Annotated in this window: 14 protein-coding genes and 5 tRNA genes; 6 read left to right on the top strand and 13 right to left on the bottom strand. The window is 34.1% G+C overall.

Annotated elements, in window-relative coordinates; genetic code table 11:
• Positions 1 to 196: 196 nt before the first annotated feature.
• Positions 197 to 2,668: a class I adenylate cyclase gene (locus tag J3U14_RS03730; RefSeq protein ID WP_267350584.1), complete on the bottom strand. Its 2,472-nt coding sequence runs from the start codon at positions 2,666 to 2,668 to the stop codon at positions 197 to 199.
• Positions 2,669 to 2,779: 111 nt separating this feature from the next.
• Between J3U14_RS03730 and J3U14_RS03725 the strand changes: the two genes are divergently transcribed.
• The 3 genes from J3U14_RS03725 to J3U14_RS03715 all read left to right on the top strand — a co-directional run bounded on the left by J3U14_RS03725 (position 2,780) and on the right by J3U14_RS03715 (position 6,256).
• The gene (locus tag J3U14_RS03725; RefSeq protein WP_267350586.1) at positions 2,780 to 3,391 is read left to right on the top strand and encodes an NUDIX hydrolase; all 612 of its coding nucleotides are present in this window, start codon (positions 2,780 to 2,782) and stop codon (positions 3,389 to 3,391) included.
• Positions 3,392 to 3,728: 337 nt separating this feature from the next.
• Entirely contained in the window at positions 3,729 to 4,529 is an 801-nt protein-coding gene (locus J3U14_RS03720) for a YdgH/BhsA/McbA-like domain containing protein (RefSeq protein ID WP_267350588.1), read from the top strand.
• 233 nt (positions 4,530 to 4,762) lie between these two features.
• The gene (locus tag J3U14_RS03715) at positions 4,763 to 6,256 is read left to right on the top strand and encodes a hypothetical protein (protein WP_267350590.1); all 1,494 of its coding nucleotides are present in this window, start codon (positions 4,763 to 4,765) and stop codon (positions 6,254 to 6,256) included.
• Between the two features lie 212 nt (positions 6,257 to 6,468).
• Here the strand turns inward: J3U14_RS03715 and J3U14_RS03710 are convergent.
• From J3U14_RS03710 to J3U14_RS03680, 7 genes are all read right to left on the bottom strand, one after another.
• Positions 6,469 to 6,543, bottom strand: a tRNA-Gln gene (locus J3U14_RS03710).
• A gap of 26 nt (positions 6,544 to 6,569) precedes the next feature.
• Positions 6,570 to 6,655: transfer RNA gene (locus tag J3U14_RS03705), tRNA-Leu, on the bottom strand.
• Between the two features lie 75 nt (positions 6,656 to 6,730).
• Positions 6,731 to 6,805: transfer RNA gene (locus J3U14_RS03700), tRNA-Gln, on the bottom strand.
• 25 nt (positions 6,806 to 6,830) lie between these two features.
• Positions 6,831 to 6,915: transfer RNA gene (locus tag J3U14_RS03695), tRNA-Leu, on the bottom strand.
• A 37-nt stretch (positions 6,916 to 6,952) separates the two neighbouring features.
• Positions 6,953 to 7,029 (bottom strand) — tRNA-Met (locus J3U14_RS03690).
• Positions 7,030 to 7,125: 96 nt separating this feature from the next.
• Positions 7,126 to 8,244: a multifunctional CCA tRNA nucleotidyl transferase/2'3'-cyclic phosphodiesterase/2'nucleotidase/phosphatase gene (locus tag J3U14_RS03685; RefSeq protein WP_267350592.1), complete on the bottom strand. Its 1,119-nt coding sequence runs from the start codon at positions 8,242 to 8,244 to the stop codon at positions 7,126 to 7,128.
• Positions 8,245 to 8,859: a TIGR04211 family SH3 domain-containing protein gene (locus J3U14_RS03680; protein ID WP_267350594.1), complete on the bottom strand. Its 615-nt coding sequence runs from the start codon at positions 8,857 to 8,859 to the stop codon at positions 8,245 to 8,247. It lies immediately after the preceding gene.
• 235 nt (positions 8,860 to 9,094) lie between these two features.
• Here J3U14_RS03680 and J3U14_RS03675 point away from each other — a divergent pair, with 235 nt between their 5' ends.
• Together J3U14_RS03675 and J3U14_RS03670 are read left to right on the top strand one after the other, a co-directional pair.
• Complete coding sequence (locus J3U14_RS03675; RefSeq protein ID WP_267350596.1) at positions 9,095 to 11,212, top strand: alpha-galactosidase; 2,118 nt, start codon at positions 9,095 to 9,097, stop codon at positions 11,210 to 11,212.
• A 428-nt stretch (positions 11,213 to 11,640) separates the two neighbouring features.
• The gene (locus J3U14_RS03670; protein ID WP_267350598.1) at positions 11,641 to 12,645 is read left to right on the top strand and encodes a substrate-binding domain-containing protein; all 1,005 of its coding nucleotides are present in this window, start codon (positions 11,641 to 11,643) and stop codon (positions 12,643 to 12,645) included.
• Between the two features lie 93 nt (positions 12,646 to 12,738).
• Here J3U14_RS03670 and J3U14_RS03665 read toward each other — a convergent pair whose 3' ends face one another.
• The 5 genes from J3U14_RS03665 to J3U14_RS03645 are packed head-to-tail and all read right to left on the bottom strand — an operon-like array spanning position 12,739 to position 17,049.
• Positions 12,739 to 13,461, bottom strand: a complete 723-nt coding sequence (locus J3U14_RS03665) for a hypothetical protein (RefSeq protein ID WP_267350600.1) — start codon at positions 13,459 to 13,461, stop codon at positions 12,739 to 12,741.
• A complete protein-coding gene (locus tag J3U14_RS03660) occupies positions 13,461 to 14,612 on the bottom strand; it encodes a beta-ketoacyl synthase N-terminal-like domain-containing protein (protein WP_267350602.1) in 1,152 nt (383 codons plus the stop codon). The genes J3U14_RS03665 and J3U14_RS03660 overlap by 1 nt, the downstream gene beginning before the upstream one ends.
• Positions 14,613 to 14,616: 4 nt before the next feature.
• Complete coding sequence (locus J3U14_RS03655; RefSeq protein WP_267350604.1) at positions 14,617 to 14,883, bottom strand: acyl carrier protein; 267 nt, start codon at positions 14,881 to 14,883, stop codon at positions 14,617 to 14,619.
• A gap of 35 nt (positions 14,884 to 14,918) precedes the next feature.
• Positions 14,919 to 16,130: an ABC transporter permease gene (locus J3U14_RS03650; RefSeq protein ID WP_267350606.1), complete on the bottom strand. Its 1,212-nt coding sequence runs from the start codon at positions 16,128 to 16,130 to the stop codon at positions 14,919 to 14,921.
• Positions 16,111 to 17,049, bottom strand: a complete 939-nt coding sequence (locus tag J3U14_RS03645) for an ABC transporter ATP-binding protein (protein WP_267350608.1) — start codon at positions 17,047 to 17,049, stop codon at positions 16,111 to 16,113. Before J3U14_RS03645 ends, J3U14_RS03650 begins: the two co-directional genes overlap by 20 nt.
• A gap of 118 nt (positions 17,050 to 17,167) precedes the next feature.
• Between J3U14_RS03645 and J3U14_RS03640 the strand changes: the two genes are divergently transcribed.
• Positions 17,168 to 18,088, top strand: coding sequence for a dialkylrecorsinol condensing enzyme (locus J3U14_RS03640; RefSeq protein ID WP_267350610.1), 921 nt, complete (start codon positions 17,168 to 17,170; stop codon positions 18,086 to 18,088).
• The last annotated feature ends 3 nt before the right edge of the window (positions 18,089 to 18,091 follow it).

Genomic DNA, 18,091 nt, shown 5'->3' with positions numbered 1-18,091 from the left:
GTTAATAACTGTTGCTCGGCCAAAACGCTGCACTCACACAGTTAGATTCTTAAATTAAAAAAAAGTTCCATTATTTTAATAGAAATTTTATTTTGGGATCTATTAATAATTAGATTAAAGTTTTTTAAAATTAAAACCAGTTGATTTATTTAACTATTTTTCATAACACTATTGTGTAATGACATTTTAAATAATGCTAATTTAATAAAAAGATCTCACGCTTACCAGCATCATTATAGGTGATTTGGTAGAATTGAGGTAGATTAAAATTGACTGAACTACTCGTTTTAAAGGTAAAACGATCATCGGATAGCACATAAAAATCATTTATATCTTTAACCATACTCTCCTTTGTGCCGTTGCAATTACGGTAAATTTCTATTTGGTTATTTTCATTCAAAATGTAAAGATCGAATCCTGAATCGGTATCTTCAAAAAAGAATTGAATGATTCCCTCATAGGCAACACTGTCAATTTCTTTTGGTAACTCATTTGTTTGATCCAAAATATTTAACGGGCGACCTTGTACTTTATTGTTCGATACTGCCCCATAAAAATCGATTGCATTATCAAACTGATGAAAAGAGACCCCTAACCTTTCAAAAAAGAGATACCATGAAGAACCACCTATCCGTAATGGTTTAACCTGTGTCGAATTATTTTGTGTCGTGGTTAATCGTAATTCTATACACTCATCCATTAATGTTTTCATTTGTTGCTTAATTTCATTACCTAAATATTTACTGTAGCAAAAAATTTCCATAGGATTAGGTAAATCCGCATCTTTGTGCATGCGATTTAATAACGTTTTAATCGCTTCCAGTACGCACAACGCTCCGCTAAAATGTAGTACACGTATTTCATTCCATGAATTGCGATAAAGCAAATCAACCGATCCCACTAAACTTAACTCTTTTTTTCCGTAATTTAACACATTGTTGCTAAACTCAAATTCAAAATCTAGATTAGTACTAGGATCATCTTCAAGATTTAACATGATTGCTAAATGACGAATTTCACAAGGCCCATATAACTGTTCTTCCGTCGCCTTTGGAATTTCTATAGGAAAATATTCTTTTAAGTTTTCAATTAATTTATTGATTTTCGAGTTATCTCTTTTTTCACCGTCATGACAGTAAAATTGAGTTTTATCTGAGATTAAGCCATTAAAATAACACCAACCGACTAGTTTAACCAGATATTTACTATATTCTAAATATTGATGACCTGAAATTGAGTTTAATACCGGTTTTTGATTATACACATACCAACCAGCACGATTAATTCTATCTTCTTTTACGTGGATAAACGTTAATGCTTGTTCTTGCAAATTATTAGCAATATTTAACTTTAACGTCGTTATTTTTCCGGGTAATACTTCAAAAGAAGCGTAAAGCTTACGAGTTAATATTGCCATATCTTGTGGACTAATGAGAGAATCCAAATTATTACGGCGCCCAAAATTAAGTAAATTTCGGTATCCTGTCATCATGGTTTGCAGTAATATTTCATGCATTTCTCGAACTTGCTCTATCTTCCAAGTATGACTCGCATCCAATTTAGCTAAACGCTCTGACGTCCAGCCCCACTCTTTTACCAGATCATTCAAAACGTCCCGACGCCATGAAACAGTTTTTTTTGTTTGAGAAAGTTTTTCGTTTACTTTTAGATAAAAACAGATTCTGATCAGATCCAGCCTTTCAAAATCTTTAATCTCGATTAAATATTGAGTGATCCTATCTAAAAGCATATAGTAAGAATCTAAATTTATTCCCTTTTGAGTTAGCGATTTTTGGATACATTCTCGCATTTCATAAGCTATGGGTCTATTTTGCGGATATATCCAAGAATAAGCTTCTAGTAGTAACGTTTTGAGCACCGCTTTAAAAGGAGAATCGATACTTTTGTAGAGTTGCCATAAACTGGCTCCAAAATACTCTTCAGCAGAAAGACCTGTTAAAGGTCCAAAATCGATCCACTCTTCCCGCTTAATTAGCTTTGAATCAACCAAAGCATTCACACACTGTTCATAAGTCGAATAGCTAACGTTATTCACGGTGAAGTTATAGGGCACCACAAACCATAACAGATATTTTCCTGCTAATAGTGTGGCTGTTCGATAAAATTCCTCAAGTAATAAAATGTGTTGCGCAGAACCACAATTTTCCCCCATTAAACATTCATGATGTTTATTGATGAAGCGATCCACATCAACGACAAATAAGGTTAATTTTACATTTTGTTCTTTAGCCCAATTTTCGACTAAACGACATTTTTCAATTAAGGCTTGCTTTCTTTTTTCGGATAAATTATTTTCAATACAAAGCCAAATATCTAAATCGGATTCGACTGATTGTCCAATGGAACATGTACTACCCATGGAGTAGAGTGCCGATATTTCGGGATTGTTCACATTTGGAATAGCCTCAAATTCAAAACAGTTCTTGAGTTGCAAACAAATCTCATCGGTTGTCTGGTAATAAGCGATTCCTGATGGAGTATCTTCAGCAAGATAGCCGGGCAATTTAGGGTGATGAAAATGAAAAATGGCGGGTAGCAAAGAAAATACACGTTGAAACTCAATTGACATCCCAGTCAAAGCACGTTCATGTTTTAGATGGACAAGATCTTTAAGTTCTTTTTTTATGTTATTAATATAATATAGCATAACTTTATCTGGATGAAACACGTGTACTACTAACGGACTGCCTCAATCTAACATTTTATGAGTAGAAGGTAAATAGAATAAAAAATATAAAAATTTGTTAAGTGAACTATTATGATAACAATAGAAAAAATTACGAATCAATTTAAAACAAATAGTAACGCGAGCTCGATTGATAACAAAGCTGCAGTACTTTTACCCATTATTAACGATGGCAAACAACCTCAATTGTTATTTCAGGTCAGATCGAACAAACTTAAATGGCAACCAGGCGATATCTGTTTTCCTGGCGGTCGGGTAGAATTGACTGACTTAGATCCAGAATATACCGCAAAAAGAGAAACATTTGAAGAATTAGGTATCCCAATGAGTCAAATGACTATTTTAGGAAAAATGCCTAAATTTATCGCCACATTGGGGCTAGTCATTTATCCGTTTGTTGCAAAAATAGATTCCCTTGATAATTTACAGCTTAATCGGGATGAGGTCGAACAAATATTTACCGTACCGATTGATTGGTTTATTGAAAATCCCCCGCAACAAGCTGTAATGCTAATCGGGCATAAACCATCAGATAACTTTCCTTTTCATCTATTACCAAATATCCGCTCTGACTGGCAAAAAAGATCGGAGCATAATATCTTGTATTATTCATATAATAATCGTATTATTTGGGGATTAACTGCCCAAATTTTATCTAATTTTATCAATACAATTAGTCGTTAGTTAAAATGGATAACTCGAAACCAATCTAATTATTCATTTAATTAAAGCTTTTTTTGTAGCAATTTGTAGTAATTTTAGCAATTAATGCTAAACAATATGTCCATGTAACAAAAAATCCTTGAGAATCACTCAGTAAATATTTTAAATAGATAGCGTTGTTTAATTTATCTCTCGTTAACAACTTTACGTCTGAACACTTTTGAAAGTTAAAAAAAGACAACATCTGAGAGCTACTTAAGATTTCTACACTCTCTATTAAAGATTTCATCTCTACCCATTGAATAATTGTTAAACATTGATTATTAATTTCAATCATTTAAAAAATAAGGGTATTATCATGAAACGTTTCAATAAATCATCGATCGCATTAGCTGTAGTATTATCGTTACCGTTCGTTAGTGTTTATGCTGCCTTACCTTTAACCGATGAAGAAAGTAGTAATTTAATTCCAATGAAAGAGATTTCGGTAACAGGTAATTATTTGCAAGCGCAAAATGCGGAAGATGATATTTCAAAAGCAGCCGATGAAGCTGGAGCTAAGTATTATCATATTAAAGCACTTGAAGCGGCAGAAACATCAAGCTCAGCTGATTCTGCTATTGTCTATGCTGATATTTATCAATCTAATGCACCGATTGCATTAAATAAAGAAGAAACAACTTATAATGGTATAGTTGCTTATGAACGTAACAAAGCACTTTATTATTTGCCATTTGAAGTTGTCAAATTTAAAGGAAGTTTTAACAACACATCTGAAATCACCACTGAAGCAAGTAAAATCGCAGCAGATAAAGATGCTTATGCATTTTATATCAGCTCTATCGAGCCTTCTAATCTAAAAAATCAATCTCAAGATGTTGAAGTGGCTTTATATAAAAAAGATGCGCCAGTAAGAGATTATATCGTTACCAAAGCAATTGAAGGTGAAGATGCTTATGAAATCAGTAGTGATGCATTTAAAACGATGAAACCTTATACCACAATTGTTTTCCATGGCGTCTTTAACAACACTACTGAAATAAGTGCTGCTGCACAGAAACATGCAATTGCAAATGGCGCTCAATTTTATTACGTGAAAGAGGTATCAACCAACCCAGCCAATACAGCACAAACAGTTTATGTTAATTTATATAAATAAAATATCTTAATTGCATTTTCCACGTGTTAGAGAACTCAATCACTTTAACCCGTGGAAAACATAAAATCACACAATACTTAAATAGTGAATAATGCTGTTTAAATAGCCAACCTTTATCTGTTTAATAATTTATTTGTTAAAAACATATATCTAAATTCATTACAAAACATAATTTTAAGAAACACCTGATTTTTCTCATTTTCAATCACTGCATTAAAACGGTTGGGAAACGTATGTTATTAAAAAATGTTAGGATTAAACGATATATCAATGTTACGAAAAAAATATTAAAACACAGTTCTTTTGTCATCATTTTTGTTAGTTCAACAACTGATGCACTCAGTGCTAAAACAGCGCAAGTTATTCAAGGCACTGCGCCTTATTTTACTCAAGCTGACAAAGTAGGGGTTGAAGGTGCTCGTGATTACGATAAAGCAAATTTTATTTATTTTGGTGTTAAATTCAAAGGTGCAACATATTCGGGAATGAATGAGCTAAACATGGCGATAAAACAATCTAGATTTTCCGCCGTCGATCCAAACACAACCACACCCAATCAACTGTTAGCGCTATTAAAATCCAGTTATGGATTAGAGGGGACTATACTGCCATTTAACCCTTTGTTAGTTGCCGATGATAGGAATAATGTTGCTGATGATGAAGGTGATATTCCAATTAAAATAAATCCTCCTGATGCAGGATTAAAAATCGATTGGTTTTATCGCTCTATCAATCAATCTTTTTTGTTGCTGGAATCAGATAGAAATAGAACTTTTTGTGAATTGGCTCGATTAGGTTGGAATCCCTATATTCGAATATCAGGCCCTGTTGTTTTAGTGACCGAATTTGGAGAACCAAACTTCAGAGTTTATGCATCGCCTAAACGGGACTTTTTTATTTATAATGCAATTAGACCCACCGTATGTGCAGCCAAACCTTCTATTGCTTACTCATTTGTTTTTGAAGGTCGGGATTATACAGGAGACTGGGCTAAACAAACTTGGGGTGAAAATAATGAATACACGTATGACTCTGGTCTGGTTAATAAGGTGCGTTCAAAAGGTTTTCCAACAACTGGGTTTGACCATGCTCAATTCACCATGTCTTTTGCAGGTGTTCCATTTGATTTATCCACCATTTCAACATCGACAAATTCAAATGGTGTAAATCTGACAACTAATCTTCTTAAAAACAATGATATTGATGACTACTTAGTTAATACTTCTCTGCAATTTCATTTATCCGGAAAAGCGACCGACAAGCCTACTTTTTCAATCAAGTCCAATGGGAACGAAATATACACTTTTACAATTAATAAATGGTTTGCTACGTCTGATTTGAATGCAACCACTTATGACCAAAGTGCACTAGCTTGCCAAGGCAATTATGTTGTTCCAACGATTGAAGACTTTACCAATAGTGATCAAACAATTATCACTTCTGGAGCATGTAAATCAGATAACAACTCTAACAATTGTTTGGCAATCAAGAGTAACCATTATTATCGAAAAGTTGGAAAGAGTCTTTTTGCTGAATGGGGCGATATCACCAATGAACAAAACCAGTATTACCATGCTTATCCGGGTAATAACTTTCCTAAAAATATTTTATATTGGACATCGGAAGAAAGAGATACTAATCATCAATATGCAGTGGGGCCATCTATTGGTGCGATTGAATGGTTAGCGAAAGATGAACCGATCAATTTTGTTTGTGTGCTTAAATGATAACGCGTCTGTTCGAGGATTTTGCTGTAATCATACGCTTATTTGAACTGATGATTTAAAAAATAATAGTGATAAATTAATTTTTTTAAAATATAAAATATTGAAGTTTACTGAAGCGATGCCAATTTGAACAAAATTTATTGAAATTTAAATTTAGATCTTATTGGAAAATAGAAGCGATTGATTCTTTGTAATAAGAAAAGCAGAATAAATGGCTGGGGTACCAGGATTCGAACCTGGGCATGGCGGGATCAAAACCCGCTGCCTTACCGCTTGGCTATACCCCAATATTATTCAGGAAAAAGATATCTAGTGGTACGGGTAGTGAGATTTGAACTCGCACACCTTTTCGGAACTAGAACCTGAATCTAGCGCGTCTACCAATTCCGCCATACCCGTATTGGAATACTCAAGAAAGTAACAAACAGAGATAAAACAGATTAACTAATAGATATCAAAATATGCAGATTGGAATGGCTGGGGTACCAGGATTCGAACCTGGGCGTGGCGGGATCAAAACCCGCTGCCTTACCGCTTGGCTATACCCCAATAAAGGATAACATTAAGATTAAAATGGTGCGGGTGAAGGGACTTGAACCCCCACGCCTCGCGGCGCCAGAACCTAAATCTGGTGCGTCTACCAATTTCGCCACACCCGCATGATATACTTCCGGTAAAAGTATAACTTAATCTTAATGGTGGCTACGACGGGATTCGAACCTGTGACCCCATCATTATGAGTGATGTGCTCTAACCAGCTGAGCTACGTAGCCATTTCATTCGCAACGTCATAACCAACACTGCGAGGCGCATTATGCTTGTGTTGAGGCAAATCGTCAACCCTTTTTTTTAGATATTTTAAAAAAAAGTTATGATTGATTAAGTTGCAAGCGAATCCAGTTTAATATCACTTCAATTCGCCTTTTTTGCAACTCAAGATTAATGGATTGTCCAGTAAACCCTTGAGCAATAATTTCTTGCACATTCACACTATAGGCTAAATTATAAGCATGTTCAAGATATTGAGCTTGCGGATAAGTTGCGCTTTCATTGAAAGCTTCACTGGCAATAATCAATTGCTTTAAATGATGAGGATGACGCCAAACATCAATACCATTTAATAATTCTAAAATTTGTGAAGCGCTTTGCACTGTTATATGACTAACAACCTTTCTGTATTGTTGAACTATTTTGGCAATTTTAGAAAATGAAGTTGGTGCTTTTATCTGTTTACATAAACGTTCAACGGAATCTTTACTGATTAAATCACCACATAAAACGCCAAAACGCACAGTTAACTCATGGGTAAGATTTACTGATTTTTTTAAAGCATAGATTATATTGGTCGTTAACACTAATTCAGGAAATAAAATTTGAAGTGCTCCGCATTGCTCAAGGACTTGGAAATAAATTTGTGGATTTTCGCTGGCTAATGCTTTTTCCGTTTCTTTCCACACTCTTTCAGGAGTGAGATAGCTTATTTCGCCTATGGATATCATCTCTTTCATAAGATCCATTGTTTCTTGAGCGATTGTAAATCCTAAATGATGATACCGAGCAGCAAAACGGGCTACGCGTAAAACACGTAAGGGATCTTCGCCAAAGGCACTTGAAACATGACGCAACAATCTTTGATTAATATCATCTACGCCATGGTAAGGATCGACAATATTCCCCTGCTCATCCATGGCAATAGCATTGATAGTGAGATCCCGACGAATTAAATCTTGTTCTAAGGTAATTTCTTTACTGAAATCACAAATAAAGCCACAATACCCTTTTCCTGATTTACGTTCAGTACGCGCTAAAGCATATTCTTCTTTCGTTTTTGGATGTAAAAATACCGGAAAGTCTCGACCGACTTGCTCAAAACCTAACGAAATAAGTTCTTCGGGGGTTGCGCCAACGACAACCCAATCTCGATCGAAAACTGGCAGACCTAATAATCTATCCCGAACTGCTCCACCAACAAGATAGACTTCACTCATCTAACGCATCCAACGGTCTTTTTTACTTCGGCGAGGCATAATAATAGGTAAAATAAGACCTAAGATAAGTCCACCACCTGCAACAAGACCACCATAAGTAAACCAAGTCACAATTAAGTCACGTCGCTTATCATCTACTTGATTTAACATTGAGTCTAACATTGCTGCTTGTTCTTTTACTTGTTTTTCCAATTCGATATTTTTATTTTTCAAGTTCTGAACTAATTCTTCTGAGGTTCGTAATTGTTGCACATAGTCGGTCACTAATTTCTGTTGATATTTATCCGCATTATCAACTTTATCTTTGTATTCGGCTATTTTAGCTTCCAAATAAGGAATACGCTCTTTAAGGCTTGGTGTATCGCTTAATTTATTGGTTTCGATCCATGCCACATTGCCACTTTTCAGCAGCAGCTTAGTGTATTTACCATCCGCACTTCTTTCAAGCGCATTGACTTTTGAACCACTTTTGATCGTATTTGTGAAAGCATGTTGTTGGCTAGGACCACGACGTAAGTAAACATCAACCTCATCAATAACATATTTATCAACAGCATTTGCACTAAAAGCAACTGCAATAAGAGAAATTAAGGTAAAAATATTTTGTTTCTTCATAAAATTTCAACTAATCATCCATAAATAATTACATAATAACATAAAAATTGGATATTTCGCATAATCATTTTACATTTTATGTTTCTTAATTATCCAATACTTAATTCGCCTCATCAATTGAAAACGATTACATTTTTTATGCGATCTTAATCACAGATTAAAAAATTTATTATTTAAATAAAAGAGAATAATCGCTAATTTATATTTAGCAAAGCAATTAACAATGGGAGATATTATGAACTGCCGTCTTAGCAATAAAAATTTAGATATTCTTATTCGAACAAAACCCTATGCAGAATTATGTTATTTTGGTAAACGATTACATGATGATCACATTGAAAATTATGATTTATTTATTCCGGCAGTGCCAAATTCACGCATTGATGTTCACGTCCCTTTTACTCTCTGTCCAGAAGAAGGATTAGGTAATTTTAGTACGCCAGGATTAGAAGGACACAGGAATGGAAAAGATTGGTCTCCCGTATTTGTTACCAAAGATGTAAAAAAATCAGACAATCAAATAACAATTATCAGTGAAGACAGTATCGCAAAATTACGTTTAACCAGTCAGTTTATTTTGGATGATTGTGGGGTATTACAATGTCAAAATAGCCTGACCAACTTAGATGAAGAACCTTATTCAGTCAATCGATTATCAATAACGCTTCCTATTCCTGAACGTGCACAAGAATTAATGGCTTTTAGTGGACGCTGGATTAAAGAATTTTTTCCTCACAGAACAAAAATTGAACATTGTAGCTATTTACAAGAAAATCGCCGAGGAAGAACTTCACATGAATATTTCCCTGGTATGATTGTTGGTACCACAGGGTTTAAAGAACAAACAGGCGAAGTTTGGGGAATTCATTTAGGTTGGAGTGGTAATCATCGTATCCAAGTTGCGGTTAAAAGTAATGGTAAACGCTTTATTCAAGCCGAAGCATTATATAGCGCAGGCGAAATATCGCTCGCCCAAGGTGAAACCCTTACAACACCATGGCTATATGCCACTTACAGTGATGAAGGTTTGAATAAAATGAGTCACCACTTTCATCAATTTCTGCGTAACAATATTATTACCTTTCCACAAAATAAAGCACGTCCTGTTCATCTTAATACTTGGGAAGGTATCTTTTTTGACCATAATCCAGATTACATTATGAAAATGGCAAGTAAAGCGGCACAAATGGGCGTTGAGCGCTTTATTATCGACGACGGTTGGTTTGGCAAGCGTGATGACGATTACCAAGGTTTAGGTGATTGGTACCTTGATGAACGAAAATACCCCAATGGACTTGAACCGGTTATCGAGCACGTGAAAAATTTGGGCATGGAATTTGGTATTTGGGTTGAGCCTGAAATGATCAACAAAAACTCGGATTTATATCGAGCACACCCTGATTGGCTACTTGAGTTATCGGGTTATCAACAACCAGAAGGACGTCATCAATATTTATTAGATTTGCAAAATCCTGCTGTTTTTGATTATTTACTTGAAAGATTAATATGGTTACTGGGTAGTTATGATATTGATTATATTAAATGGGATATGAATCGAGAAATTGTTCAAGCGGGTCACAATGGCAATCCAGCTATTGTTGGACAAACAAAAGCATTGTATCGTTTACTCGATATTTTACGAGAAAAATTTCCGAACGTAGAAATCGAATCATGTTCATCAGGGGGTGGACGGATAGATTATGAAATATTAAAACGAACACAACGATTCTGGACATCAGATTCTAACGATGCATTAGACAGACAAATCATTCAACGCGGAATGAGTTATTTCTTCCCACCAGAAGTCATGGGCGCACATATTGGTGGCGGTTTGTGTCATACAACTTATCGTGAACTGAACATGAATCTTAGGGGATTAACTGCTTTATTTGGTCATATGGGCGTTGAACTTGACCCCGTAAAAGAATCAGAAGTTGAACAGCATGCATTTGCACATTATATTGGACTACATAAACAATTACGAAATTTATTGCATAGTGGTAACAATTATCGATTGGATGTTGATGACAGCAATGCAATGCAAAGTTATGGAGTAGTAAGCCAAGATAAAAAAGATGCTGCGTTTATCATTGCCCAATTAACCTTACCAACTTATGCTTTGAGTGGTAACTTACGCTTGACTGGTCTACTGCCCGAAAAACAATATTTGATTGAAATACTTGATCTACCTGATAATATTGATCCGAAAATAAATGGACATGTAATGAAAGCTCTACCTTATTGGATGGTCAACAAAACGACATTATCAGGCGACTGGTTAATGCAAATTGGACTACCTTTACCCGTTTTAGATCCTGCAACAGCAATGTTGATTAGAGTGGTAGCTCAATAAAAACTTTTGACTTACAAAGCACACAATAAATTTACAAAAAATTAATATTTTTTTGAAAATAACAAGGGGGAAAAAGGCCATAATGCAATTTTCCCTTTGTATTAAATTAAGTTTGCATGATCAGAATTTAATCGAATTATTGGCAAATAGTTTTTTTTCCTTTATTATAATTAGTTAGGAATAATAAATAGTTATAGTCAATTATTAAGAGAAACAAACTGGATCAACTAAAAGAAGTTTTAAGATGTAAGTAAAGTAAAAGATATTTTAGTACAGATTACTTCCCGCTTTACAAATACTTTTCATTTTTATTTCGTTGGTAGTCTACATAGCTCTATATTGGCAATCTTAAATTATAAAAATTTACATGAAATAAATTTAGTTTGAGTAATTATTTTAGCGATAGTAATTTAATAAAAGGTTTTTTTATGGCGACAATAAAAGATGTTGCATATTTAGCTGAAGTTTCAGTTGCAACGGTATCCCGAGTTATAAATAATGCAAATAATGTAAGTAAAAATACACGTGAAGTCGTAAAAAAAGCCATGGAGACATTAAACTATTATCCAGATGCTAACGCTCGCGCATTATCTCAACAACACTCTAATACAATTGGCATTGTGGTCGCCGATGTGTCCGACCCTTTTTTTGGGGCGATGGTTAGCACGGTTGAAAAAGTAGCTTATCGAACTGGTCATTTTTTGCTAATTGGCAATGGATACCATAAAGAAAAACAAGAATACAATGCCATTACTCAGCTTATTGAGCACCGCTGTAAATCATTAGTTGTTCATGCCAAAATACTTTCCGATGAAACACTCATAAAATTGATGCAACAAGTGCCAGGAATGGTTATCATCAATCGTATAGTGAAAGGGTTTGAAGCACGTTGTATTGCACTTGATGACCGTTATGGCTCGTATATCGCGGTCAAACATTTAATTCAAAATGGACATAGGAAAATAGGTTATTTATGTTCGAATCACGAAATTTCAGACGCTTCAGATCGACTAAATGGTTATAAAGATGCGTTGAGTGAATTTAATATCGAGATAGAACAGAATCTAATTACCTACTCTTCGCCTGATGAAATAGGTGGAGAAGAAGCCATGAAATCCTTATTAGAACGGAATCGAAACATCACCGCTATAGCCTGTTATAATGATTCTATGGCTGCGGGTGCCATGTCAGTCCTGTATGATAATGATTTAAAAATCCCAGCTGATATTTCTGTTATTGGGTTTGATGATTTATTAATGGCTAATTATTTACATCCTAAACTGACAACGGTTCGGTATCCTTTACAAGCAATGGCAGAACAAGCAGCTGAGCTTGCCTTATCCCTCGCTAAAGGAGAGGCTCCCTCAAATAACTTAATTAATATTTTTACCCCAACATTAACTAAACGTTATTCTGTCAATTCTATAGGCTAAGGTAGAAATAAACATTCAATAAAGCGTTTCAATATTAGCGGCTTAACAATAAAGAAAAATGTTAAGCCACGATTAAATAATCGTATTGAACAATCAATGTTTATGTAAAGGTAATTTTTTTATTAATAATAATTTATTTAATATCAGATCAACCGAAATTACATCGCAATTTGGTTGGCTATTTAAATCAAACGTTTTTAAAACAGAATCATAAAAATAATTCGCATGGGTCATTATTGGTTGATTGCTGACATCACCCTGGCAAGGTTTGTTGGCAATGGTTAAACTGGCTAAAGCTGAAGTATCAGGATGCCGAGTCAACAATAACCAAAAACTGCCTTCTTTAGAATATTCATCATAACGACGTGATTCATAACACCACCCCACCAATGCCTGATCAACCACACCTTCTTGTAAATCCGTTATGGCTGGGAGTAAAATCTGTGACCAATTACAAATATCTGTCGAAATAAAAATATTGGGTCCATTCACTTTCAATGCATCAGCAACATAAAAAGAAATCGCATTATTTATGCTATTAATAAAATTAAATGGTCGTGGTGTTTTACGTTGAAAAATATCCATCTCCAGTTCATACATATTACTGGGTGAACTAAAAATTGAGGTCACATACACGCCACAATGAGCATTAATCTTTTCTATGGAAAGCGCACCTAACAATGATAACAACGCTAAACGACTTGTACGTCGACTATTAATATTAAATTGCTGTTTAAGCAAATTTTTTAACTTACTTTCTTCACTATGGCTCTCTGCGATAAACTGTGATGTACTGAGTAAAAAAACACTTTGCATTATTCTGTTATCTCCAACAATAACACAGCGTTATTACCGCCAAATCCAATACAATTTAATAAATAATAACCTTGAGGATAAGGTTTTGAAATGTCTGTAAAACCATTTGTATAAATAGGTTCAGATTGCGCCATGTGATAATTTGGATAACTAGGCGTCTGTTTTGATTCAAATATCAACAATAATATTATCATCTCAAGTACACCAGATGCCCCTAATGTATGACCAAGATAAGGTTTAAAAAATATCAACGGTTTTCGCTCTGTAAAAGCATTTGTTAAGCTATCAATTTCAACTTTATCATTCATTGGACTACCTGTCGCATGAGTTTTAATGGCAACAATATCGGTTTCAGTCATATCGAATTGCGTTAACGTGTCTTTAATGAGTGCGCTAACATTTTTAGGATCCGTTGTGGTAATATTAGAGGTATCACATATCGTTTTACCGCCTTTTAAGATAAATTGATTATTGTTTGCTAATCGTGGTTGATTGCTTAATGCAATACAACCAATCCCCTCCCCTAAAATAAGTCCTTGGCTAACACTTAAAAATGGTGGTTGATAATTATTTGTTAGTAATCCTAAAGCATTAAATCCTTCTAAAGTGATAGAATTGAATGATTCAAATCCCACAATGATTGCCCGTTCAATTATGCCTTGGGAAATGTAATTTTTTGCATAAAGTAATGCATTAGAACTTGAAGTACAAGACGTCGCAACATTGATCACATTAAGATTTTTCCATTTTAATTTAAGTTGTTCTGCTATTTCATTTAAAGAAAAAGGTTGGTGATAACATGCTTCTGTTAATTCTGATAATTCCTTATTAAAAAATGTAATTTCATGCGAAGACATTGCAAAAGAAGTGGAAGCTAAAAAAATTGGGATTTGTTCCAATTCTGATTCTTGCCACTGACACGCCTGTAAAGTTTGCAAAATTTGAAATACTATACGATCAACAATCTCAGTTAAACTTAGCCGTTTTTTATCAAAGGCTGGAAAATAATTAACAGATAGTGATTCACTTGCTGTATTTAAAGGAATCAATTTAGGTTTTCTTGGATGAAAAAGAATATTGCTAATAATCTCATGGCAGTTATCACCTTGTGCGCACACCGCAGAAAAACCATTAATGTAAACATTGTCCATAATATTATTTTTTTATTTGCTCAAGTACATATTTATTGAGTTTCGAAACCGTGACCATATGTATTCTTACTTCTCGGTCACCTTGTAAACGAACGCCAAATTGCTCTTTTAACGCTACGCAAATTTGTAATGCATCTAAAGAATCTAAATTTAATCGACTGGTAGGCCCAAACAGCGGCTCATTATCTGTTAACTCCTCGGCAGTTAAGATATCTTCTTTTTCAGATTCGGTAATAATTAACTGTTTTAATTTAAAAATTAAATTATCCAAATTTAACCTCTTGTTTTTATTATTTAATTAAAAATTTATAAATGCTTATTATTTAATTGCCGATAGTAAATAATTCCTGCTAGCAATAAAAAAATTAGCGCAAAACCTATTAACGACAACCATTGTGGTAATATTTGTACAAAATCATACTGATCAAGCAAAAGATTATGAAAGCCTTTCAAAGCCCAAGACATAGGCGAAATTAAACAAATTATTTGCATGGTTTCTGGCATCATATAACTCGGTACCATAATACCGCCTAAGGCTGCCATAATAATATTTCCCCCACCACCTAATACCACAGCATGTTCTGCCGATTTTGCAAGAACGCTAACTAACAGTGCATATCCCAAAGCAGATAAACTAATTGCTATCGATAACAATGCATAGTTCCAATAAGCGCCTTCTAAAACAAATCCTGTAATATTGATTAAAGGTAAAATATAAATACCTAACAAAATCATGCCAATAAACTGTAATTGATTAATCAAAAAATAAGGTAACAATTTTGCGATAAGTAAAGAAAATGCCGATGATTTTGCTAGTCGTAATCGAATAATAGTGTTCGTTTGTTTTTCACAAGTCATGACATTTGATAAAGGAATCATGATAAAAAACATACCAAAAATTAACCAAGCAGGAACACTTTGTTGTACCGAACTCGGTTTAACCACTTTAGTGCCTTCTACATTGATAAACTCTTCAGTGATTATTTTTCCTGACAAATAGTTATCTAGTTGTTGTTGCCGTTTTATTTCGATTGCATCTTCATCCATTATAGAAGAATCATTGTTTGGCGTTGAAAAAATATCTTTAAGCCGTAGCTGTAAATAACTTTTCTGGATAATTGTTTGTAAATTCATCAATCTTAGTTGATCGATCCCCGCTAAGGTTAATAATGCTAAAGGCGATTCATTACTCAAATTCTCGGTATTTTGATTGGAATTAATTAATAAAAAATCATAATTTCCCTCAATTAATTTAGCTTTTGCATTATCCTTATCAGCTATATCAAAAAAATCAACATTCATATTTTCTTGATTGCCCAAAATCACTATTAACTGCGAGTTCAATAAATTGGATGATTCACCGACTAAGGCTATTTTAGTATTTTGATTGAAATCATCACGTTGGCTTAATGCCACAGACATAATGAACATAAACAACATAGGCATAATAAAAAGAACAGCTATACCATGTAAATCACGACTCAACAGACGAAATTCTTTAGCGATTGCAGCTAGCATTGCTTTGCCCTCCATGCCTCAATACTGACTTATTCAAGAAGTCCAAATAAAATGACTCTAAAGAACCATGACCATACTGAATATTTTGTATTTGGTATTGTTGAAATTCTTGTAATATTGTTGTGATCTGCTCAGGCGATGAATCAATGACAACTGTTTGCATTGGGGTATGTCGAATTAAAGTGGCATTAAATTGGTCAAGCACATGTGAAGGCACACTTTGCGCTAACGTGATAATACATTGTTGTTGAGCATGTTGTGTCAATATCTGATCAATAGAATGGCAATACAAAATTTTACCGCTCTCCATAATGGCAATTTTTTGACATAAACTTTCTATTTCGTGTAGATAATGAGAAGTGTAAATGACAGTTACCCCTTCTTTAGTTAATTGCTTCACACTGTCTAATATAAATTGGCGGGATGCAGGATCAACCCCAACCGTAATTTCATCCATAAAAATTAGCGTTGGCGAGTTAATTAACCCTATAGCAAAATTTAATCGACGTTTTAAACCACCCGACAAATTCGCTGACAACTTATTTTTATAATCTAAAATATCGACTTTTTTCATCAATGAAATTAGAAAATTAGGATCTTTAATTTTATACAACGAAGCAAAAAATTGTAAATTCTCGAAAACCGTCAATTGAGGATAAAAAGCATATTCTTGTGGAATTAAAGAAATACGTTGCAACTGTTGACGTGACAACTGAAAGAAGATCTGATTATTAAGATAAATTTGCCCGGATTGTAATGAAAGTAAACCCGACATTAATGATATCAATGTTGTTTTGCCGGCGCCATTAGGCCCTAATAATCCAAAGCATGTGCCGGATTCAATTTCTAAATTAATATCACACACCGCATAATTATTAGCATTTTTATAGCGATAAGTTACATTTTGGAGCTTTAACATACAATTCTTTAAAATAATTTTAATTTTTATAAACAGAATGTTAACATATTATGCTATTATAACAAAATGCATGTTAGGTAAACAATTAACGATAAAATCTAATAAATCAATTATAACAATGAGTAACAAAAAAAACGTTCTATTAGTGTACTATTCACAAACGGGTCAATTAACACAACTTACTAGACATTTCGTATCACCTTTAGCTAATCATGAAGATATTAATTTAGAAACGCTTGCTATTGAACCTCAACAAGCCTATTCTTTTCCATGGTCTTTTAACCACTTTTTTAATATTTTTCCAGAAACGGTTCATTTAATGCCTTCACCCATTGTTGCCCCACAATTTAAACAGCAAAAATATGATTTAATCATTCTAGCTTATACTGTGTGGTTTTTATCCCCTTCTCAGCCTATCACCGCATTTTTACAAGATAAAAACACGCAACAACTCTTAGCCGATACCCCTGTTGTCACGTTAATTGGATGTCGCAACATGTGGTTAATGGCACAAGAAACCGTGAAGAAATACTTAAAAGAAGCAAATGCTAATTTAGTTGACAATGTTGTTCGCATAGATAGCTGTGGCGGGCCTGCAAGTTTTATTGCTACACCGCTTTGGATGTTTACGGGGAAAAAACAGCCCGTACGTTGGCTACCGAAAGCGGGCATATCTGATGAGGACATTAATGATTGTGCTAAATATGGTGAAAAAATTAAAACCGTATTGCTAACACAACCCAAAATCACTGAGCCAATGTTAAAAAACATGGGGGCAGTCAAAGTCAATGAACGTTTGATTCTTAGTGAAAAATTTGGTTATCGCAGCTTCTATTTATGGGGCAAACTGATCATTAAAGCAGGTAAAATCGCTCGACCACTTCGTCAAGGTTTACTTTATTTTTATATTATTTTCTTGGTAGTAATCATTTTAACCGTTGTGCCAATTAGTGCACTGATCAAAACATTACTATCCCCATGGTTAAAAAACAAAATCAGTAAACAAAAACATTTATTTAGTTGGCCTTCAGGCGAATAAAAT

This window comes from Gilliamella sp. B3801, assembly GCF_026536645.1.
GTDB lineage: Bacteria > Pseudomonadota > Gammaproteobacteria > Enterobacterales > Orbaceae > Gilliamella > Gilliamella apicola_I.
The sequence above is the reverse complement of the archived record's forward strand: the minus strand, read 5'-3'. Positions and strand labels throughout refer to the sequence as shown.

Excerpts from the sequence above, each read along its gene's own strand:
- J3U14_RS03730 (WP_267350584.1), bottom strand. The coding sequence starts at position 2,668 with ATGCTATATTATATTAATAACATAAAAAAAGAACTTAAAGATCTTGTC.
- J3U14_RS03725 (WP_267350586.1), top strand. The coding sequence starts at position 2,780 with ATGATAACAATAGAAAAAATTACGAATCAATTTAAAACAAATAGTAAC.
- J3U14_RS03720 (WP_267350588.1), top strand. The coding sequence starts at position 3,729 with ATGAAACGTTTCAATAAATCATCGATCGCATTAGCTGTAGTATTATCG.
- J3U14_RS03715 (WP_267350590.1), top strand. The coding sequence starts at position 4,763 with ATGTTATTAAAAAATGTTAGGATTAAACGATATATCAATGTTACGAAA.
- J3U14_RS03685 (WP_267350592.1), bottom strand. The coding sequence starts at position 8,244 with ATGAGTGAAGTCTATCTTGTTGGTGGAGCAGTTCGGGATAGATTATTA.
- J3U14_RS03680 (WP_267350594.1), bottom strand. The coding sequence starts at position 8,859 with ATGAAGAAACAAAATATTTTTACCTTAATTTCTCTTATTGCAGTTGCT.
- J3U14_RS03675 (WP_267350596.1), top strand. The coding sequence starts at position 9,095 with ATGAACTGCCGTCTTAGCAATAAAAATTTAGATATTCTTATTCGAACA.
- J3U14_RS03670 (WP_267350598.1), top strand. The coding sequence starts at position 11,641 with ATGGCGACAATAAAAGATGTTGCATATTTAGCTGAAGTTTCAGTTGCA.
- J3U14_RS03665 (WP_267350600.1), bottom strand. The coding sequence starts at position 13,461 with ATGCAAAGTGTTTTTTTACTCAGTACATCACAGTTTATCGCAGAGAGC.
- J3U14_RS03660 (WP_267350602.1), bottom strand. The coding sequence starts at position 14,612 with ATGGACAATGTTTACATTAATGGTTTTTCTGCGGTGTGCGCACAAGGT.
- J3U14_RS03650 (WP_267350606.1), bottom strand. The coding sequence starts at position 16,130 with ATGCTAGCTGCAATCGCTAAAGAATTTCGTCTGTTGAGTCGTGATTTA.
- J3U14_RS03645 (WP_267350608.1), bottom strand. The coding sequence starts at position 17,049 with ATGTTAAAGCTCCAAAATGTAACTTATCGCTATAAAAATGCTAATAAT.
- J3U14_RS03640 (WP_267350610.1), top strand. The coding sequence starts at position 17,168 with ATGAGTAACAAAAAAAACGTTCTATTAGTGTACTATTCACAAACGGGT.